Source organism: Pseudodesulfovibrio indicus (assembly GCF_001563225.1).
Taxonomy (GTDB): Bacteria; Desulfobacterota; Desulfovibrionia; order Desulfovibrionales; family Desulfovibrionaceae; genus Pseudodesulfovibrio; species Pseudodesulfovibrio indicus.
On the sequence record NZ_CP014206.1, the window covers coordinates 3,901,386 to 3,921,659 of the forward strand.

General features: G+C 63.3%; 20 protein-coding genes. 16 read left to right on the forward strand and 4 right to left on the reverse strand.

Going from position 1 to position 20,274, the window contains the following annotated elements; all coding sequences use genetic code 11:
• The first annotated feature begins 98 nt into the window (after window positions 1-98).
• Window positions 99-272: a hypothetical protein gene (locus tag AWY79_RS19060; protein WP_158509911.1), complete on the forward strand. Its 174-nt coding sequence runs from the start codon at window positions 99-101 to the stop codon at window positions 270-272.
• Here AWY79_RS19060 and AWY79_RS17745 read toward each other — a convergent pair.
• A complete protein-coding gene (locus tag AWY79_RS17745; RefSeq protein ID WP_066806782.1) occupies window positions 269-1,762 on the reverse strand; it encodes an alpha,alpha-trehalose-phosphate synthase (UDP-forming) in 1,494 nt (497 codons plus the stop codon). The two genes, AWY79_RS19060 and AWY79_RS17745, sit on opposite strands and share 4 nt — an antisense overlap.
• Window positions 1,763-1,973: 211 nt before the next feature.
• Here AWY79_RS17745 and AWY79_RS17750 point away from each other — a divergent pair, with 211 nt between their 5' ends.
• The 6 genes from AWY79_RS17750 (at window position 1,974) to AWY79_RS17775 (ending at window position 7,509) form a co-directional block, all read left to right on the forward strand.
• Entirely contained in the window at window positions 1,974-2,234 is a 261-nt protein-coding gene (locus AWY79_RS17750) for a co-chaperone GroES (protein ID WP_066806784.1), read from the forward strand.
• A gap of 179 nt (window positions 2,235-2,413) precedes the next feature.
• On the forward strand, window positions 2,414-3,997 hold the full coding sequence (gene groL / locus AWY79_RS17755; protein ID WP_066806786.1) for a chaperonin GroEL: 1,584 nt from the start codon (window positions 2,414-2,416) through the stop codon (window positions 3,995-3,997).
• A gap of 608 nt (window positions 3,998-4,605) precedes the next feature.
• On the forward strand, window positions 4,606-5,160 hold the full coding sequence (locus AWY79_RS17760) for a tetratricopeptide repeat protein (RefSeq protein ID WP_066806788.1): 555 nt from the start codon (window positions 4,606-4,608) through the stop codon (window positions 5,158-5,160).
• A 44-nt stretch (window positions 5,161-5,204) separates the two neighbouring features.
• On the forward strand, window positions 5,205-6,506 hold the full coding sequence (locus AWY79_RS17765; protein WP_066806790.1) for a right-handed parallel beta-helix repeat-containing protein: 1,302 nt from the start codon (window positions 5,205-5,207) through the stop codon (window positions 6,504-6,506).
• Window positions 6,507-6,540: 34 nt separating this feature from the next.
• Window positions 6,541-7,107 (forward strand): flavin reductase family protein, encoded by a 567-nt coding sequence (locus AWY79_RS17770; RefSeq protein ID WP_066806792.1) that lies wholly within the window; start codon window positions 6,541-6,543, stop codon window positions 7,105-7,107.
• A gap of 120 nt (window positions 7,108-7,227) precedes the next feature.
• Window positions 7,228-7,509, forward strand: coding sequence for a DUF2325 domain-containing protein (locus AWY79_RS17775; RefSeq protein WP_066806794.1), 282 nt, complete (start codon window positions 7,228-7,230; stop codon window positions 7,507-7,509).
• On the opposite strand, the gene AWY79_RS17780 is transcribed toward AWY79_RS17775, so the two are convergent.
• From AWY79_RS17780 to AWY79_RS17790, 3 genes are all read right to left on the reverse strand, one after another.
• Complete coding sequence (locus AWY79_RS17780; protein WP_066806796.1) at window positions 7,506-8,459, reverse strand: chemotaxis protein; 954 nt, start codon at window positions 8,457-8,459, stop codon at window positions 7,506-7,508. The genes AWY79_RS17775 and AWY79_RS17780 overlap by 4 nt on opposite strands.
• A gap of 149 nt (window positions 8,460-8,608) precedes the next feature.
• Entirely contained in the window at window positions 8,609-9,700 is a 1,092-nt protein-coding gene (locus AWY79_RS17785) for an N-acetylneuraminate synthase family protein (RefSeq protein WP_066806797.1), read from the reverse strand.
• Window position 9,701: 1 nt separating this feature from the next.
• The gene (locus AWY79_RS17790) at window positions 9,702-10,316 is read right to left on the reverse strand and encodes a winged helix-turn-helix transcriptional regulator (protein ID WP_233490958.1); all 615 of its coding nucleotides are present in this window, start codon (window positions 10,314-10,316) and stop codon (window positions 9,702-9,704) included.
• A gap of 520 nt (window positions 10,317-10,836) precedes the next feature.
• On the opposite strand from AWY79_RS17790, the gene AWY79_RS17795 reads away from it, so the two are divergent.
• From AWY79_RS17795 to AWY79_RS17830, 9 genes are all read left to right on the forward strand, one after another.
• Window positions 10,837-12,573: a long-chain-fatty-acid--CoA ligase gene (locus tag AWY79_RS17795; protein WP_066806799.1), complete on the forward strand. Its 1,737-nt coding sequence runs from the start codon at window positions 10,837-10,839 to the stop codon at window positions 12,571-12,573.
• A 402-nt stretch (window positions 12,574-12,975) separates the two neighbouring features.
• Window positions 12,976-14,094 carry an ABC transporter substrate-binding protein gene (locus AWY79_RS17800; protein ID WP_418055047.1) on the forward strand — a complete coding sequence of 373 codons (1,119 nt, stop codon included), beginning with the start codon at window positions 12,976-12,978 and terminating at the stop codon, window positions 14,092-14,094.
• A 118-nt stretch (window positions 14,095-14,212) separates the two neighbouring features.
• Window positions 14,213-15,124, forward strand: coding sequence for a branched-chain amino acid ABC transporter permease (locus AWY79_RS17805; RefSeq protein ID WP_066806800.1), 912 nt, complete (start codon window positions 14,213-14,215; stop codon window positions 15,122-15,124).
• 13 nt (window positions 15,125-15,137) lie between these two features.
• Complete coding sequence (locus tag AWY79_RS17810) at window positions 15,138-16,232, forward strand: branched-chain amino acid ABC transporter permease (protein WP_066806801.1); 1,095 nt, start codon at window positions 15,138-15,140, stop codon at window positions 16,230-16,232.
• A gap of 9 nt (window positions 16,233-16,241) precedes the next feature.
• Window positions 16,242-17,009 carry an ABC transporter ATP-binding protein gene (locus AWY79_RS17815; protein WP_066806802.1) on the forward strand — a complete coding sequence of 256 codons (768 nt, stop codon included), beginning with the start codon at window positions 16,242-16,244 and terminating at the stop codon, window positions 17,007-17,009.
• On the forward strand, window positions 17,006-17,743 hold the full coding sequence (locus tag AWY79_RS17820) for an ABC transporter ATP-binding protein (RefSeq protein ID WP_066806803.1): 738 nt from the start codon (window positions 17,006-17,008) through the stop codon (window positions 17,741-17,743). Before AWY79_RS17815 ends, AWY79_RS17820 begins: the two co-directional genes overlap by 4 nt.
• Before the next feature lie 80 nt (window positions 17,744-17,823).
• Window positions 17,824-18,240, forward strand: coding sequence for an SxtJ family membrane protein (locus AWY79_RS17825; RefSeq protein ID WP_066806805.1), 417 nt, complete (start codon window positions 17,824-17,826; stop codon window positions 18,238-18,240).
• A gap of 8 nt (window positions 18,241-18,248) precedes the next feature.
• Complete coding sequence (locus AWY79_RS19165) at window positions 18,249-18,398, forward strand: DUF5989 family protein (RefSeq protein ID WP_166671406.1); 150 nt, start codon at window positions 18,249-18,251, stop codon at window positions 18,396-18,398.
• Window positions 18,399-18,404: 6 nt separating this feature from the next.
• On the forward strand, window positions 18,405-20,261 hold the full coding sequence (locus tag AWY79_RS17830; protein WP_066806808.1) for a carbamoyltransferase family protein: 1,857 nt from the start codon (window positions 18,405-18,407) through the stop codon (window positions 20,259-20,261).
• Window positions 20,262-20,274: the final 13 nt, after the last annotated feature.

Consider the following 20,274-nt stretch of genomic DNA (forward strand, 5'->3'; position numbering starts at 1 on the left):
TTGAAATGGCCCCCGGCTCGCCCTATTCTTGGATCATTCGACGATTCCGGGAGGCAGCCGCGCCCCCGAAACCACATTCGCAACACAGCAAGGTCATCATGGTCACATATATCATCATCGGTTCCCTCTCCTTCCTGGCAGGCGCCATTGCCGTTCTGCTGATGTGCAGGCGGCGGCGAAAGGACTCGGACAGGATCAGCCTGGACGGGTTCAACTTCGACAAGCAGAAAAACTACGAAAAGGACGGCAGGAAGTACCCGTTCTCCTACTAGGCTCGATCGAACTGCACGGTCTCCATCTCCGGGAAGTCCACCAGTGACTTGGCGATGCCCGCGCGCAGGAAGGAATCCACCCATCGGAAGATGTTGTTGCGCCGGATCTGCTCCCGCAGCTTGGCCATGTGGATCTTGCGCTCTTCCGGCTCCCAGTGCAGGGCGCGGTGCAACGCCTTGGCGATGCCCTCCATGTCGTAGGGATTGACCAGGTAGGCGTGCCGCTGGAGCTGGGCCGCGGCCCCGGCGAACTCGCTCAGGACCAGCACCCCGTCGCCCTTGTTGTTGCAGGCGCAATACTCCTTGGCCACCAGATTCATGCCGTCGCGCAGCGGCGTGACCAGCCCCACGTCCGCTGCCGCGTAATAGCCCACCAGCTCGTCGTGGGGCAGGTTCCGGTAGTGATAGTGCACCGGAACCCAGCCGGGGATGGAGAACTCGCCGTTGACCCGCCCCACCAACTGCTCGATCTCGGTGCGCAGCTCCTTGTATTCGTCCACCTCCTCGCGGCTCGGGACCGCGATCTGGATGAAGTTCACCTTGCCGTGCAGGTCGGGATAGCGCCGGAGCAGGGTCTGGATGGAGCGGATGCGCTCCGGAATCCCCTTGGTATAGTCCAGACGGTCCACGCCGAGGATGATCTGACGGTGCCGGAGCGCCTCCTTCAGTTCGGCGGCCTTCTGCAGCACGTCCGGCTGCGCGGCCATCTTGGAGAACTGGGCGAAATCGATGGAGATGGGGAACGCCCCGGCCCGGAAGCTGCGGTTGCCCATGTTCACGGTGACCACCGCGCCGCGCCCCTCGACCTTGGCCTCGGGCATGAGCCGGTGCAGGGAGCTCACGAAGTTGCGCCGGTCCTGGACCGTCTGGAATCCCACCAGGTCGAACTCGGTGAGCGCCTGGATGAGCTTGGCCCGCCAAGGCAGCTTCATGAAGATGTCCGGCGGCGGGAAGGGGATGTGCAGGAAGAAGCCGGTGTTGCGCCTGACCCCCATGGACTTGAGGAAGAACGCCTGGTGCATCAGGTGGTAGTCCTGAATCCAGATGTAGTCGTCCGGGGTGGACCTGCGGGCCACGGCCTCGGCGAACTTGAAATTCACGTCCAGGTAGGAGCGCCAGTAGCGGGGATGAAACCGGCAGCGGCTTTGCAGGTCATGGAACAGGGGCCAGATGATCTCGTTGGAGAACCCGAAGTAGTAGCCGTCCACCTCCGCCTGGGTCAGGGGCACGGTGCACAGCTCGTACCCGGCCTCGTCCGTGAAGTCGTCGAACAGCCGGTCCATGTCCGCGTCCGGACCATCCGCCGGGTCCGCGTCAGCGGGCGCGCCGGACCAGCCTATCCAGACCCCGCCCCGGTTCTTGAGCACCGGGGCCATGGCCGTTACCAGCCCGCCCGAGCCCTGTTTCACCTGCCAGCCGTTCTCGTCCTTGACAAGAGCGACCGGAAGGCGGTTTGAAACAACCACCAGCCGTTGTGAAGCGGATTTCATCCTTCACCTTTCCCGTTTTCCATTCCTATTTGATTTTCTTGACCAATACATGGTTACCGCGCTTTGCCCCGGATTTCAACCGCACCCCGGCGACGGGCGTGAAAAATATGGGCCGGGCCTGTTGACACCACCCAAACCGTACTTATCTGTTGCCCCAGTCGAAAAACACGCCGCGATCCCTGCGGCGAAGAGATCATAAGGAGACATTTTCATGGGTTTGAAACCGCTCAACGACCGCGTTATCGTCAAGAGGAAAGAGGAAGAGACCAAGACCGCCGGGGGCATCTACATTCCTGATTCCGCCAAGGAAAAGCCGCAGAACGGCGTGATCATGGCCGCCGGTCCCGAATGCAAGACCGTCAAGGACGGCGACATCGTCCTGTTCGCCAAGTACGCCGGAAGCGAGTTCTCCATGGACGGCGACGAACTGATTATCATGCGCGAGGACGACATCCTCGGAGTCTTCGCCTAAAACCGCCCATAAAGGCCCGATTGCTTCGTTGCTGCAAAGGAATCAAACCCTCGCGTAGGAAGACTACGCTTCGGCCTTGATTCCTTTTTGCGCCTCGCACTCGAACCTTTCTGGACGGTTTTTCCAAGAGCGATCCAAGACAGTAACAACCGACAATCAAATTTCAAGGGATACGGAACATGTCTAAATCTATCGATTACAAAGCGGTGGCCCGCGAGGGCATGCAGCGCGGCGTGAACATCCTGGCCGACGCCGTGAAGGTCACCCTCGGACCCAAGGGCCGCAACGTCATGCTCGAAAAGACCTGGGGCGCTCCCCAGGTGACCAAGGACGGCGTCACCGTGGCCGAGAAGATCGACCTCGAGGACAAGCTCGAAAACATGGGCGCCCAGATGGTCAAGGAAGTGGCCAAAAAGACCAACGACATCGCCGGCGACGGCACCACCACCGCCACCATCCTGGCCCAGGCCGTGTTCAACGAGGGCGTCAAGCTGCTCGCCGCCGGCCGCAACCCCATGGGCATCAAGCTCGGCATCGACATGGCCGTGGCCGCCGTGGTCGAGGAACTCGACAAGATGGCCAAGCCGGTCAAGAAGACCTCCGAGATCGCCCAGGTCGGCGCCATCTCCGCCAACAACGACCCGACCATCGGCGAGATCCTGGCCGAGGCCGTGGACAAGGTCGGCGACAACGGCGTCATCACCGTCGAGGAATCCCAGGGGCTGACCACCGAGCTGAACGTGGTCGAAGGCATGCAGTGGGACAACGGCTACCTCTCCCCCTATTTCGTCAACAACCAGAAGGACCAGACCGCGACCTTCGAGAATCCGTTCATCCTCCTGGCCGAGAACAAGATCTCCAACATCAAGCCGCTGGTGCCCATCCTCGAAGCCGTGGCCAAGGCCGGACGCCCGCTGCTGATCATCGCCGAGACCGTCGAGAACGACGCCCTGGCAGGCCTGACCATCAACGCCATGCGCGGCGCCCTCAAGGTCTGCGCCGTCAAGGCCCCCGGCTTCGGCGACCGCCGCAAGGAAATGGTCCGCGACATCGGCATCATGACCGGCGCGACCCCGGTTTCCGAAGACACCGCCGTGACCCTGGAGTCCATCCGCCCCGAGCACTTCGGCACCGCCAAGAAGGTCGTGGTGGACAAGGGCAACACCCTCATCGTCGACGGCGCCGGTGACAAGAAGGCCATCAAGGCCCGCTGCGACGAGATCGCCAACATGGCCAAGAACTCCACCAGCGACTACGACCGCGAAAAGCTCCAGGAGCGCCTCGCCAAGCTGGTCGGCGGCGTTGCCGTGGTCAAGGTCGGCGCGCCCACCGAGATCGAGATGAAGGAGCGCAAGGACCGCGTGGAAGACGCCCTGAACGCCACCCGCGCCGCCGTCGACGAGGGCATCGTCCCCGGCGGCGGCACCGCCCTGGTGCGCGCGGGCAAGGTCCTCAAGAACCTCACCTCCGACGACGACACCATCCAGGCGGGCATCAACATCATCGCCCGCGCCGTGGAAGAACCCCTGCGCCAGATCGCCAACAACTGCGGCCTGGAAGGCACCGTCATCGTCGAGAAGGTCAAGGCCCTCAAGGGCAACAACGGCTTCAACGCCGCCACCGGCGAGTTCACCAACCTCGTGGCCGACGGCGTCATCGACCCCAAAAAGGTCACCCGCATCGCCCTGCAGAACGCCGCCTCCGTGTCCAGCATGCTGCTGACCACCGAGTGCGCCATCTCCGACTTCGTGCCCGAAGACTAAAACGAGCCCTTACCCATACCCCCGATCCGGCCGGACGCCCCGCGCGCCCGGCCGGGTCTTTTTTTAGGGATGCCTCCGGCGGCCGGGGGAAGGGGAGGAAAAACCCTTTGAAAAGGGTTGTTTCCTCCCCTTCCCCCGGCCCCCCATCCCCTCCTTTTCCCAAACTTTTTGGGTCGCTGCGCGAGGTTGGGCTGACAGAGAAATAACGACTCTCTTCACCCCATGTTTCAATACGCCGCCCTTGCATAATCCCTTGTCCACCAAACCGCCCGGCGGCGTGGGTAACCGTCCCGGAGGGTTCGCGCGGGCCGGTTATCCGCGCGCCGTAAACGGGCCGCGCGAACACTCCGGGACACCGCTTCCCCGCTACCCGCCCCTCCTGCCGCCAAGCCAGACTTCTCCCCGCCTCCATCCCCAACCCAACACTCGCCATCCCGCCTTCGCACGGCCCCGAGCGAAGCGAGCGACAAAAAGTTTGGGAGGGTCCAGGGAACCCTTTTCAAAGGGTTCCCTGGCCGTCGGAGACGCCCGGCCGGCGAGGCCCCGCCGGAGGCATCCCCCATCACCCGATAGTTGTCCTGCACTCCGCAAACGGCTACAGTCGGCCCATGTCCATATTTTCCAAGCTGGTGAAGCCCTACCGCAGGGGCGAGAAGCATTTCGAGCGAGGCCGGGCGGCGGAGTCGCGGGGCGATTTCGGCAAGGCGCGGGAGTATTTCCTTGAGGGCGCGGCGGCGTTCGACGAGCATTTCGAAGCCGAACCCGTGACGGGCGCGGGGGTTCGGCCTTCGCACCTGGTCATGGCGGGCGTGTGTTACGTACGCATTGGCCGGGACGAGGACGGGCTGCGGGTGCTTCGGGAGTGCCTGTCGCGCAAGGAGATACCGGACGCGTTTTTGAACGCGGGCTATGCGGCGGCGCAGCTGGGACGTGCGGATGAGGCGGCGGAGTTGTGGTCCGGGTATCCTTCGTGGGCGGGCCAGCGCGTGGTGGAGCGGGCGCTGAAGGAGCAGGTCCGGCTGATCCGGTCGGGCGGTGCGGACCTCGGCGCGGCGTGCGAGGCCGTGGCCCGCGCGGTGCAGGAGCAGGACAGGACCAATGCGCGCGACCGGAATTTCCGCGAGGCGGGCCGCCGGACCTCGGAATTCCGGCAGGGATATTGAGTCCGGGTTTACAGGCGTCCATCAAAACGGGTAAAGCCATATCCATGAGATACCTAGTTTCTTTCCTGATTCTGGCGCTGCTGTGCACCGCGGCCCCGGCCCTGGCCGTGGAGGGATTGGTCACGGGCACGGGCGACCCGGCCCAGGATGTGGCCAATGTGCAGGTCGCCTTGGACAAGGGCGGCACGGTCCACCTGCGCGGCACCTTCGACTTCGGAGCCGAGGGGCGGGTCAAGATCACCAGGAACGTGCGCATCCTGGGCCAGGCGGACGGCTCGGGCCAACCGCTGACGACCATCAACGGCGGTTCCTGGACCCTGTACGCGCCGCTGCCCCACGACGATGCGCCCCCGGCTGGGACCGGGCCGATCATCGCGGTGCGCTCCCTGCATTTTGACGGGGCCAGGGGGACGCCGCTGCATTTCGCCCATGCGGGCGGCCTGGAGGTCGTGGGCTGCGAGGTGGAGAACGTGATCCCGCAGGAATCGGCCATCGAGTGGAACGACGGCGACAAGCTGTCGGTCCAGGCCGGGATCGTGATCGGCAACCGGCTGGTGCATCCCAAGGAGCCGCTCAAGGGCGCGGTAACCGGCACCCTGCTCATCGCCGAGAACCGGTTCTACATGATCAACGACCATCCGGACATGGTAGCCGGGTTCGGCGTGCTGGCGGACTGGACCACGGGCGCGGAGATGACCGTCCGCGACAACATCGTGACCCGCGCCTCGCGCAACGGCATCGAGGTCCTGGACAACGCGCTGGACGGCAAGGGCCGGGGGACCATCGTGATCCGGGGCAACCGTATCGCCACGGACGACGAGGGAATCGAGTATCCCCACAAGTTCGGCCCCAATGGAATAGTCGCAGGTTGGTATTTCGACACCACCGGCGGCGTCGATTTTGGCCGCAACAACCGGATTTCCATCACCGGAAACCGCATCGAGGGGCGCGGCGAGAACTCCACGGGGCTGCTGCTCTACGCCAACGACCTGGTCGTCACCTGCAACGACGTGATCATGGCCGGTGGCGACGGCGCGCGCGGCATCGTCCAGACCGGCTCGCGCGGGTTCTTCGCCAACAACCGGGTGCGCGGCAAGGCCAATTACGCCCTGTACTGCTACCCGTTCGAAGCCCTGTCGGCCACGGCCAACACCTTCGCCTGGACCGACCTGGGGCTGTTCACCGGGAGCCGGGGCCAGGCGCTGCTGGGCGGCAAGGTCAACGTGGTGGTCGGCAGCGTTCCGTCGCTTATCGACAAGGGCCAGGGCAACCGCGTGGTGGAAACCGAACCGTGCTCCCTGCCCGAAGCCGACCCCGAGGGCGAATCCTGGGAACCGGCTGAATAAACAGTTCGAACAACCCCCAACAAGGAGCGGCGACATGACGAACCGGATCAACATCGGCAACAGCGCGTTCCTCCTGCCCGCGCCGCAGGTCATCCTCGGCACCATCCTCGACGGCAAGCCCAACTTCATGGCCATGGCCTGGGTCACGCAGGCCAACTACGAGCCGTGCGTCATGGCCATGGCGGTCAACCAGGGCCACGCCAGCCATCGGGCCATCATGGAAACGGGCCGGTATTCCATCAACATCCCGTCCGTGGACCTGGTCGCCAAGACCGACTACGCGGGCCTGGTGTCGGGAAACCGGACGGACAAGTCCGCCCTGTTCGACGTCCACTACGGGGAACTGAAGGACGTCCCGCTCATCCGGGAGTGCCCCCTGGCGCTGGAGCTGCGCCTGGTGCAACACGTTGCCCTGAGCCACGACACCCTGTTTCTCGGCGAGGTGGCGGCCGCCTGGACCGAGGAGCGGTTCCTGACCGACGGACGGGTGGACGTGGAAAAGGTCCGCCCCTTCACCCTGACCATGCCGGACAACCGGTACTGGGCGGTGGGCGAACAGGTGGGCCGGGCCTGGCACGAAGGCAAGGCGCTCAAGAAATAATCAGCAAATCGAACGGGCTGTGCGCCTTTACCGGAAATATCCGGGCGAGTGTTGACAGCCCCCATCCTTCTCTGTATTTATTGATAACGATTTTCAATTTCAACAAGAGAGAGGACCATCATGTGCGCAGCACTCATCGGCGGAATGGACAGGCTGAAACAGGAATACGTGACCGAAGCCAAGCGCAACGGGATCAAGCTCAAGCACTTCACCGGCAAGGAGCGGAAGATTTCCAAGGCGTTGGGCGAGGTGGACTTCGTGGTCATGTTCACCAACAAGGTGTCCCACAAGGCCCGCAAGGACGTGCTCGACGCCCTGCGCGGCAAGGATGTGCCGGTCTACATGCACCACTCCTGCGGCGTCTCCACCCTGCGCAGGCAGCTGGACGAGGTGGTCGGCTAGCCCTGTCCCCGATCCCAGCTGCGGATCAGGTTGATGACCTTGCCCGTCAGGCCGTGGAATTCGGGCTTGGTCACCTGCTCGTCGGCCATGACCGCCTTGCCCTTGTGGATGACGGACTTGGAGATGAGCGAGGAGAACAGTACCACGGGAAGGACCTTGAGGACCGGGTCCTCCTTGATGCGCCGGGTCAGGGTGTAGCCGTCCATCTGCGGCATCTCCACGTCCGAGACCACGGCGTCCAGAAAGTCCAGCGGGCTCTTGCCCTCGGTCTCGGCGGCTTTCTTGATCCGCTCCAGGAAATTCCACGCCTCGGCCCCGTCGCGGGCCATGGAGACCTCGAAGTTGGCCTCCGAGAAATTGCGCTGCAGGAGCTGCCGGACCGAGGTCGAGTCGTCGGCCACCAGCGCCCGGTAGCGCTCTTCGGAGACCAGGGTGGTCAGGTTCGCCTGGGTCTGCCCGGACTCGTCCAGGTCGGCCAGCACCTGCTCCAGATCCAACATCAGCACGAAATGCTCATGAATCTTGATGGTCCCGGTGATGCAGTTGGTGTCCATGGTGGAAAAATATTTGTTGGGCGGCTCCACGTCGGCCCAGTTGACCCGGTGAATCTGGGTCACGCCCGAGACCAGGAACCCGGTGATCATGCCGTTGAACTCGGTGACGATGATCGGCTCGTTGACGTCCTTGGCGCGCTCCATGTCCAGCCAGACCGACAGGTCCACCACCGGCAGGATCAAATCGCGCAGGGGAATGGTCCCCAGAAAGCTGGGATGGGCCGCGGCCTCGGAACCCTCCAGCCCTTCGGGGGCCTCCACCACCTCCAGGACCTTGGCCACGTTGACGCCGAAATAATGGTTCTCAACCCCGGAAGGCGTCATCTCGTTGACGAAGAACTCAATTATTTCAAGCTCATTGGTGCCGGTTTCGAGCAAAATATCGGTCTGGCTCATGCTTCCCTCCTTCCAGTGCTTTCTGCAGCCATCACGGTACTTAGCACGCCCAGTCCTATTAGATGAATGATTTTCTTGCCCAAGCCGCCGCACAAAAAAGGGACGCCTCGGCTCGCGAGACGTCCCGGTAATTCGTCGGGCCTCCGGGTTCAGGAGGACGCCGCATCGGCGCAGACCGCTTCGGGAGTGCGCAGGGCATCCCACTGCACCGGCTCCTCGTGTTTGACGGAGCGGCTCAGGGTGGAGCCCAGGACCTCGTCCCAGTGGACCGGGGAGACGCCCGCGCGCGGGCAGCGGGTGGTCAGGTCGGCCTCGGTCAGCACGTGGCCCGCAGGCAGGTCGCGGGAGAAGACGATGCACTTGCGCAGCTTCTTGGCCGCGGCCTGCTCGTCCGGAAAGACCACCTTGCCCTTGACCTGCACGGCCTTCTCCACCTCGCGGATCATGGTCACCATGGCGGCCAGCTCGTGCGGCTCCAGGGATGCCTGGTGGTCCGTGCCTTTGAGGGTCTTGTCCAGGGTGAAGTGGCGCTCCACCACGCACGCGCCCAGGGCTGCGGCGGCCACGCTGGGACCGATGCCCTTCTCGTGGCCGGAGTAGCCCACCGGCAGCCCATAGCGTTCGCGCAGCGCGTCCATGACCGGCAGGCCGATCTGCTCCTCGGGGCAGGGGTAGGTGGAGTTGCAGTGCAGCAGCACCACGTCGTCGTGGAAGGCGCGGATCTCGCCCAGGGCCACGTCGATGTCCTCCAGCCCGCTCATGCCGGTGGACAGGATGATCGGAATTCCGGCGCGGGCGTACTTGCGCACCAAGGGGACGTTGACCAGCTCGGCCGAGCTGATCTTGAGCAGCTCCACGTCCAGGTCCAGGATCTGCGTCAGGCTGGGATCGTCCCAGGCCGAGGCGAAAAAGACCAGCCCGCGCGCCTCGCTGTACGCCTTGAGCTCGGCCATCTGCCCGATGGGCAGCTCCAGGGCGGAGCGGTGCTCGCCGTAGGTCGGACCGAAACTGTTGGGGCCGGTGTAGGGCGCAGCCCTGCCCGCGCGGGTCAGCAGCGCCTCGTTGTCCCGTTTCTGGAACTTGACCGCCTGGACTCCGGCCGCGGCGGCCTCGTCGATCATCCGCTTGGCCATCTCGAACTCGCCCTGGTGGTTGTTGGCGATTTCGGCGACCACGAAGCAGGGATGCCCCTTGCCGATGGTGATGCCTGAACGCAATGTGACGGATTGGATCGGTTTCATATCAGAATCTCACGATTTGGAATCCACGCCTGTCGGCATAGGGCTTGAGCTGCTCGTATATCTCGCCCTGCTTGCCGAAGGAGGTGATGACCACGGCGTCGCAATCGACCTGGCCCAGGACATGCGGCGCGGAGACCACATGGCCGTGGAAAAGCTGCCCTTGCTTGCGGGTGTCGTTGTCCAGCAGGGCCATGATCTTGAAGGACGTCCCCCTGATGGCGGACAGCACCACCTCGCAGGTCTCGGACGCGCCGAAGAGCGCCAGGTCCCGGCTCCCCTCGACCTCCAGCTGTTGCAGCTTGTCCAGCACGAACGCCTTGATGGTGGAATACAGCCGGACCGTCTCCGAGGAATAGTCCGAGAACATCCGGCGGCGGGACCGGCGTCCCTGCTCGGTGAGGGCGTAGTTGTAGCTCTTCCCGTTCACCGGGAGGAACTCCACCAGCCCTTCCTGCTGCAACTGCTTGAGATATTGGTTGACCATGGCGCCCGACAGGTTCAGCCTGCGCCCCAGCTCGAACTGGGAGAGGCTGGAATCCCGGGACAGCGCGTCCAGGATCGCCAGGACGCGGGTGCTCTTGCTCGGCTTGAGATAGCACCCGTTGGTTATCAGCATCCCGGTCACCATGTTTTCGGCATTTCCAGACATCTGCTCGCCTCGGTCATTCGCTCGGTCAATGATTCATTCGCCCGCAGTGGGACCGGTTCTGCCGGATCGTCCACCTTAGGCACGGCCCATACCCCTGTCAACTCGGCGTTCCGCAGGAAATCTCCGACTTTTCGTCCTTCCTTCCCGGCCCCCTCGCCGCCGTTCGATCATTAACTTACCGAACAATTTCTGTCCACGGGGCAATGTTTACCGCCGAAGCGGGGGTGCCCGGGATCATGCAAGGAATCTGCCAGCGGCCCGCCCCGGACGGCGAGGACCGGCGGCGGACGCCAACCCGCCGTCTTCGCAGCGGATATTCACCCGCTCCACCCCGATGACGGAGAAGGGCCCAAACCGGCAATCCGTGCCGATTCCGGGCCGACGAATCGATCCGCACCGTTTGAAACAAGCCATATTGACCCCGTGACCCGCCTATTATACCTTCAGCGGGCAATTTCGACACCAAACCCCTGCAAAGGAACCCCCGATGGAGCAGATCGACCGCCCATGGCTCAAGTCCTACGACCCGGACGTGCCGCCAACCCTGGACTACGAGAAAATCCCGCTGTTCAAATTCCTGGACAGGGCCGCGCACAAGTGGCCCAAGCGCAAGGCCATCGTGTTCCGCAACTGGTCGATCACCTACGCCAAGCTCAAGGCTCAGAGCGAGGTTTTCGCCGCCAACCTCCGCGACGCCGGCATCCGCAAGGGCGACCGCGTGGCGCTGATGCTCCCCAACCTGCCCCAGACCATCATCGCCTTCTGGGGCGTGCTCCGCGCCGGGGGCATCGGGGTCATGACCAATCCCCTGTACATGGAGACGGAGATCATCCACCAGTTCAACGACGCGGGGGTGCGCTTCTGTCTGACCCTGGACCTGCTCTGGCCCAAGCTCGAAAAGCTCCGCGATTCCATCCCGGTGGAACGGTTCTACATCACCACCATCGGCGAGGGGCTCAAGTTCCCCCTGAACCTGCTCTACGCCCTGCAGGCCAAGAAGAACCGCACCTCGCCCAGGGTGCCGTATGACGGCATGGCCGTGCGCCCCTTCAAGGAGCTGACCAAGGGGAACGGGGCGTTCACCGAGGAACGCGTGGACGCCGAGGACACCGCCCTGCTCCAGTACACCGGCGGGACCACGGGCGTGGCCAAGGGGTGCATCCTGACCCATTTCAACATCGGCGCGAACATGCAGCAGTGCCACGCCATGATGCACACCCTGGGCAAGAAGAAGGAAACCTTCCTCGGCATCCTGCCCTATTTCCATATATATGGGCTGACCACCTGCCTGGCCTGGCCCACCAGCCTGGGCGCGACCCTGGCCCCTTTCCCCCGCTACGTCCCCTTGGACGTGCTCAAGGGCATCCACAAGCTCAAGCCCACGGTCTTTCCGGGCGCGCCGTCCCTGTATATTTCGCTGCTCCAGCAAAAGGACATCGACAAGTACGACCTCAAGTCCATCGAGGTCTGCGTGTCCGGGTCCGCGCCCATGCCGGTCGACTACATGGAGCAGTTCCTGGCCCGCTCCGGCACCGCCATCACCGAGGGGTACGGGCTGACCGAGGCCTCGCCCGTGACCCACTTCAACCCCCTGGTGGGCAAGAGCAAGAACGGCTCCATCGGTCTGCCCTTCCCGGACACCGACGCCAAGATCGTGGACATGGAGGTGGGCGGCGAACCGCTGCCTCCGGGCAAGCGCGGCGAGCTGGTCATCCGCGGCCCCCAGGTCATGCGGGGATACTACAACCGGCCCGACGCCACCGCCGACGTGCTCCGCAACGGCTGGCTCTACACCGGCGACATCGCCACCATGGACGAGGAAGGCTACTTCTACATCGTGGACCGCAAGAAGGACCTGATCATCTCCGGCGGGTACAACATCTACCCCCGCGAGATCGACGAGGTCCTGCACAGCCATCCGCTCATCAAGGAGGCCGTTTCCGTGGGCATCCCCCACGAGGCGCGCGGCGAGATCGTCAAGGCGTTCGTCGTGCCCCACGAGGGCGCGACCCTGTCGCGCAGCGACGTCATCTCGTTCTGTCGCGAGAAACTGGCCAACTTCAAGGTTCCCCGCCAGGTGGAGTTCCGCAACGACCTGCCCAAGACCATGGTCGGCAAGGTCCTGCGCCGCGCCCTGCGTGAGGAGGAGATGGCCAAGGCCGAGGCCAAGCTGAAACGGGCCGCCGCCAAGAAGGGCGCCGACGACGAGACCGGCCAGGCATAGCCGCCGGAAATCCGAACCGAACCGAGAGGCCGGTCCCGACTACGGGACCGGCCTTTTTTGGTGCCCCGAAACGGCCTAACATCCTCTCCCTTTTAGGAAATACCCCGATGCAGGGCCAACCGGCGCGCCCGATTTATCACATTAATGAAAAATTTCCTTTGTCAAAAAAAATATTTTGAAGATTTTTCGACCGAATTTTTTCAAGAACGGCGCAATTTATTCAACCATACCACCCGATTTGCAAAAATGTACTACGCAAAACCGCTTCCTCTCACCATGGTTTTGGTGTATGAATCAACTCTGTTTTTTCTTCAGCAACCATAATTCCTATTGAGAGGAGGAGTAATGAAACTGAATTTGCGCAAAATGGGCCTGGTGGCCCTGGCTTTCGTGCTGAGCACCATGATGGTCATCCCGGCCCTGGCCGCCGACACCATCAAGATCGGCTTCAACCTTCCGCTGACCGGCGACATCCCCGAGGTGGGCGACGGTTCCAAGAAGGCCGCCGAGATGTACCTCAAGGACATCAATGACGCCGGCGGCGTCGAGGTCGGCGGTCAGAAGTACATGCTCGAATTCGTCTACATGGACAACGAGTCCAAGGCCGAATCCGCCGTCAACGCCGCTCTGAAGCTCATCGAGCAGGAAGAAGTCGTGGCCATCATCGGCCCCAACTCCTCCAAGCAGGCCGTGCCCGCCGGTGGTACCTGCAACGATAACCGCACCCCGATGATCACCCCGTGGTCCACCAACCCCGACACCACCAAGGATCGCCCCTGGGTCTTCCGCGCCGCCTTCCTGGATCCGTTCCAGGGCCCGGTTGCCGCCGACTTCGCCGCCGCCAAGTTCGGCGCCAAGACCGCTGCGGTCATCTTCGACGTCTCCAACGACTACTCCAAGGGCCTGGCCGAGATCTTCAAGGCCGCCTGGGAAGCCAAGGGCCTCGGCCCGGTCGTGGCCTTCGAGTCCCACGGCACCAAGGACCAGGACTTCTCCGCCCAGCTGACCACCGTCATCAAGGGCAACCCGGACTTCATCTTCGTTCCCGACAACTACAACCAGGTCGCTCTGATCGTGCAGCAGGCGCGTGACCTCGGCTACACCGGTCCCTTCATGGGCTCCGACGCCTGGGGTACCCCCGACCTGATCAAGCTCTGCGGCGAGCAGTGCTACGGCAACTTCTTCTCCACCCACTACGCCGCCGCCGGCGCCACGGGTGCCACCAAGGTCTTCATCGACCGTTACGAGAAGGCCTACGGCGCCACCCCCGCCGACTACGCCGCTCTGACCTGGGACTCCATCGGCCTGCTGATCCAGGGCATCCAGAACGCGGGCAAGGTTGACTCCAACCCGCGCAAGGAGCGCCAGCTGATCCGTGACGGCCTGGCCGCCATCAAGTCCTTCGACGGTATCACCGGCAAGTCCAAGTTCGACGAACAGGGCGACCCGATCAAGTGCGCCGTCGTGGTCAAGATCTCCGACCAGGGCGAGTTCGTCTTCGAGCAGTCCGTCTGCCCGTAAGTCGTCGCATAGTTAAGCTTAGGTGAGCGGGGGCCAACGGCCCCCGCTCTTTTATACCCGCACCGGGCCGACGGGATATACCGGCCCAAAGCCAACGATTTTTCCCAGGAAGGCTATCGTGGACTTCATCATTCAGAACATCATCAACGCCCTGCAGTGGGGAAGCTTCTACGCGCTCATCGCGTTGGGCTACACCCTGGTGTACGGCGTGCTCCGCCTGATCAACTTCGCCCATGGCGACATCTTCATGGTCGGTGCCTACATCGCATTTTTCGTGGCCGGATTCCTGCTCGGCCCCGCGCTCGGTCTGTCACCCTTTGCGACATTCCTGTTCGCGGTCCCGCTGACCATGTTCCTGACCGCCTGCGTGGGCGTCACCCTGGAGCGCATCGCCTACCGGCCGCTCAGGCGCAAGGGCGCGCACCGGCTCTACGTGGTCATCACCGCGCTCATGTGCGGCCTGATCCTCGAGTACTCCAACCTGGCCGTCCTGGGCGCCAGCCGCCTGAAGTTCCCCGAACTCGTCGAAAAGGCCATCTGGAACATCAACGGCGTGACCCTGACCAACCTCAAGGTCATCGTCATCGTCGCCGCCATCGCCGTCTTCGCCTTCCTCAACTTCATCGTCACCAGGACCAAGATCGGCATGGCCATGCGCGGCATCTCCTACGACAAGTTCGCCATCCCGCTCATGGGCATCCCCATCGACCAGATCATCGTCTTCACCTTCATCCTCGGTTCCGGCTTCGCCGGGCTGGCAGGGCTGCTCTTCGCCATGTCCTACCCGGTCCTCGAACCCTTCATGGGCATGATCATCGGCTGGAAGGCGTTCATCGCGGCGGTTGTCGGCGGCATCGGCGACATCCGGGGCGCGTTCTACGGCGGCTTCCTCCTCGGTTTCATCGAGGTCGGCGTGGTCACCGTGTTCCCCTCCACCTACCGCGACCTGTTTGCCTTCACCATCCTGCTGATCATCCTGTGGATGAAGCCGACTGGATTGTTCGGCATGCCGCAATCCACCAAGATCTAGTTGGGAGAACAAGATGCAGAAATACTCTCTCAACATCCTCATGGCGGCCGCGGCGGTGATCCTGATCCTGCTGGCCCAGTTCCGGATCCTGGACAACTACATCCAGGCCGTCATCATGTTCGTGGGCATCAACATCATCATGTCCACCTCGCTCAACCTGGTGAACGGCAACATGGGCGAATTCACCTGCGGCCACGCGGCCTTCATGTGCGTGGGCGCCTATGTCGCCTCCATCCTGTCCGTGCTCTTCTACGGCAACAAGTTCGGCGACCCGATGCTGCCCGAGGCATCCGCCGTCTTCGTCTTCCCGTTCATCATCCTGGCGGGCGGGGCCATGGCCGCGCTGTCGTCCATCCTGGTGGCGCTGCCCTCGTTCAAGACCCGCGACGACTACCTGGCCATCATCACCATCGCCGTGAACTACATGGTCATCTCGGCCATCGAGAACATGGACTTCGTCGGCGGCTCGCGCGGCTTCCAGGGCATGAAGGACACGGTCTGGGCCATGGTCGACAACACCCCGGGCTGGCTCTCCATGGGCAAGGATTTCCCGTGGGTCCTGTTCTACGTGATCGCCTTCACCGTGTTCAACATCTGGGTCATCCGCCGGTTCATCACCTCGACCTACGGCAAGGGCGTCAACGCCGTGTGCCAGGACGAGACCGCGGCCGAGATCATGTCGGTGAACACCAACAAGATCAAAACCGTGAACTTCATGATCGCCGCCGGACTGGCCGGTTGCGCGGGCGGCCTGTTCGCCCACATCATCGGCTACGTCAACCCGCAGTCCTTCAACATCCTCAAGTCCACCGAGGCCATGGTCATGGTCTACCTGGGCGGCATGGGCTCCCTGTCGGGCGCGGTCATCTCGGCCGTGGTCTTCACCGCCCTGCTCGAAATCCTGCGCTCCCAGGCGCTGATGGACTTCCTGCTCGCCCCCGCGACCTTCATCTTCCCGGACTGGGAACCGTCGGCGGGCGTCATCAAGTGGGTCATGATTCCCCTGCTCCTCGTCCTGATCATGCAGTTCAGGCCCGAAGGCATCATGGGCAACAAGGAGTTGTCGGACGTGTTCCCGAAACTCAAGAAATTCTACACCTTCAAATAGGAGACCGTCATGTCACTGCTTAAAATAGACGGCCTCACCCAGCGCTTCGGCGGCCTCCAGGCCGTGAGCGACTTCTCCGTGGACATGAAGGGCGGCGAGCTGATGGGGCTCATCGGCCCCAACGGAGCGGGCAAGACCACCATCTTCAACCTGATCTCCGGCTTCTACCAGCCCTCCGAGGGGGCCATCACCTTCGACGGCAAGCCCACGGCCGGGCTGAAGCCCCACCAGGTCACTTCCATGGGCATCGCCCGGACCTTCCAGAACATCCGGCTGTGGCACGACATGACCGTGCTGGACAACATCCGCATCGCCCAGCACTACCGGCTCGGCTATTCGGTCTGGGATTCCATCATCCGCGGCAAGAAGTACAGGGCGCGCGAGGCGCGCATCCTGGAGATCGCCGAGGAACTGCTCGAGGCCATGTCCCTGACCGACGTGGCGGGCGAGCTGCCCAAGAACCTGCCCTACGGGCTGCAACGGCGGGTGGAGATAGCCCGCGCCATGTCCATCCGGCCCAAGCTCCTGCTCCTGGACGAACCGGCGGCGGGGTTGAACTCCTCGGACGTCGAGGGGCTGATCAAGCTGGTGCGTTGGATCCACGAGAACTTCGACATCACCATCTTCATGATCGAACACCAGATGAAGGTCGTCACCTCGCTGTGCCAGTGGATCAAGGTCATCGACTTCGGCTCCACCATCGCCGAGGGGACCGCCGAAGACATCCAGTCCAACCCGGCCGTCATCAAGGCCTATCTTGGAGACGACAACATATGACCAATCCCATACTCGAAGTCGAAAACCTGTACGTCAAATACGGCAACATCGAAGCCCTGCACGGCATATCCTTCAACGTGGGCGAGGGCGAGATCGTCACCCTCATCGGCGCCAACGGCGCGGGCAAATCCACGACCCTCATGTCCGTGGCCCAGCTGCCGCCGCCCGAGGCCCCCAAGGTCATCAAGGGCGACATCCGGTTCAGGGGCCAGTCCATCCTGGGCATGGCCCCGGACAAGATCGTCGGCGAACTGCACATGGCCCTGGTCCCCGAAGGACGTCACATCTTCGGCAACCTGACCGTGGAGGAAAATCTCAAGCTCGCCACCTACTCCCGCAAGGACGGCCAGGCCGAGATCGACCGCGACTACAAGCGCGTCTACACCCTGTTCCCGCGCCTGGACGAACGCAAGAAGCAGCGCTCCGAGTCCCTGTCCGGCGGCGAGCAGCAGATGCTGGCCGTGGGCCGCGCGCTCATGTCCGGCTGCCGGTTCATCATGCTCGACGAGCCGTCCATGGGGTTGGCCCCGCTGCTCATGTACGACATGTTCCGCACCCTCAAGGAGCTGAACGAGGAAGGCATGACCATCCTGCTCATCGAGCAGAACGCCAACTTGGCGCTGAAATTCGCGCACCGGGGATACGTCATCGACACCGGCGAGATCGTGGCCGAAGGCCCCAGCGACAAGCTTATGGAAGATCCCGAGGTCAAACGAGCCTATCTCGGCGGCTAATCTGGCGCCGGTCTCGATTTACCTTTGCTTTTCCTTCCCAAGTTTGGCATTTGAAGCCGACAAATGAAAAGGTGGTAAGGTTGATCGATTCGGGACACAAACCGCACACGGGATTCATTCCCGGAACCGTCACCCGCAGGGAGTGCGTGGACACCGGCATGGCCGTCGTCCTCGGCTGCCTGCTGGCCGGGTTGTTCACCGGAGGCCGGGACTGGTTCCTGGCCTCGGTCGCGTTCCTGGTCCTGAACATGGTCTGGCCCAAGGCATACACCCTTGCGGCCAGGGCGTGGCTCGGCCTGTCCAACGCGCTGGGCACGGTGATGTCCAAGGTGGTCCTCAGTGTCGTCTTCTTCCTGGTGCTCACCCCGCTGGCGCTGCTTCGCCGCGTCCTGGGCCATGACCCCATGAAGCTCAAGCAGTGGAAACAATCCAGCGCCTCGGTCTTCGAGGTCAGGGACCATACCTTCACGCCCGAAGAGATCGAACGCCCCTTCTAGGAGTTGCAATGGATTTTCTCAAAGACCTCTGGGGATTCCTCAAGGTTCGTAAAAAATTCTGGCTGTTGCCTGTTATCGGGGTCCTCCTCCTGTTCGGCGTGCTGATCGTGCTGACCAGCGGCTCCGCCATCGCCCCGTTCATCTACACCGTGTTCTAGGCAGCCATGTCCGAAGCGATTCTCGGCATCTCCGCCTTTTACCACGACTCCGCAGCCGTGCTGCTGGTGGACGGCCGTCCAGTGGCCGCCGCCCAGGAGGAACGGTTCACGCGCAAGAAGCACGACGCCGGGTTCCCGCACCATGCGGCCAAGTATGTGCTCGGCGAGGGCGGGCTGACCCTGGCGGACCTCACCGCCGTGGCCTTCTACGACAAGCCGTACCTCAAGTTCGAGCGGCTGCTGGAGACCTACAACGGGTTCGCCCCGCGCGGCCTGACCTCCTTCCTCTCTTCCATCCCGGTGTGGATCAAGGAAAAGCTGTTCATGCGGCGGATGCTGAACGACGAGTTCGCCCGGCTCGGCGAAGGCAAGCCCAAGGTCTTGTTCCCCGAGCACCACCTCTCGCATGCAGCCAGCGCCTTCTACCCCTCGCCCTTCGAGGAAGCGGCCATCCTGACCGTGGACGGCGTGGGCGAATGGGCGACCACCACCATCGGCAAGGGGTCGGGCAAGGACATTTCCATCCTTCGGGAACTCCACTTCCCCCACTCCCTGGGGCTGCTCTACTCCGCTTTCACCGCCTTCTGCGGCTTCCGGGTCAACTCCGGCGAGTACAAGCTCATGGGTCTCGCCCCCTACGGCAACGCTTCGGCTCCGCGCATCGAGGCGTGGAAGCGCGCCATCCTCGACGAGATGGCCGACGTGCGCGAAGACGGCTCCATGCTCCTGAACATGGAGTACTTCAACTACGCCACCGGCCTGACCATGTGCAATTTCCCCAAGTGGGAAAAACTCTTTTCCATCCCGGCGCGCCAGCCGGAGACGGCCATCACCCAGGAGTACATGGACCTGGCCCTGGCCATCCAGCAGGTCACCGAGGAAATCGTCTTCACCCTGGCGGAGACCGCCCGTGATCTGACCGGGTGCGCCAACCTGGTCATGGCTGGCGGCGTGGCCCTGAACTGCGTGGCCAACGGCAAACTGCTCCGGCGCGGGACCTTCGACGACATCTGGATCCAGCCCGCCGCGGGCGACGCGGGCGGGGCGCTGGGCGCGGCCTTGGCCGGGCATCACATCTGGCAGGGACAACCGCGCACCGTGGAACCCGCAGACTCCATGCAGGGCGCGTACCTGGGGCCGGAGTTCGACCGCTCCCGGACCCTGCGCACGGCCCGGCGGCACAAGGCCCCCTACACCGAATTTGCCGACTTCGGGGACCTGGCCTCCGCCGTGGCCGACCTGCTGGCCGACGGCAATGCCGTGGGCTGGTTCCAGGGACGCATGGAGTACGGCCCCCGCGCACTGGGCAACCGCTCTATCCTGGGCGACCCGCGTCACCCGGAGATGCAGAAAAAGCTGAATCTGAAGATCAAGTACCGCGAGGGGTTCAGGCCCTTCGCACCCTCGGTCATGGAGGAAGCGCTGCCCGAATATTTCGATATCGACCGCCCCTCGCCCTACATGCTCATGGTGGCACCGGTGGATGAGTCCCAGCGGCGCGAGCTTCCAGACGGATACGATTCCATGCCCATGTACGACCGCCTCTACGTGCAGCGGTCCACCATCCCGGCCATCACCCACGTGGACTTCTCGGCCCGCATCCAGTCCGTCAGCAACCGGACCAACCCGCGCTACTGGGGACTGATCGACGCTTTCCGGAAACGCCACGGCTGCGGTTTGGTGGTCAACACCAGCTTCAACGTCCGGGGCGAGCCCATCGTCTGCACCCCCGACGACGCCTACGCCTGCTTCATGCGCACCGAGATGGACTATCTCGTGGTCGGCGACTTCCTGTTCGCCAAGAAAGACCAGCCCGAATGGCGCGAACAAGGCGACTGGCGCGAACAGTTCGACCTGGACTAGCCCGGAGGCGCGA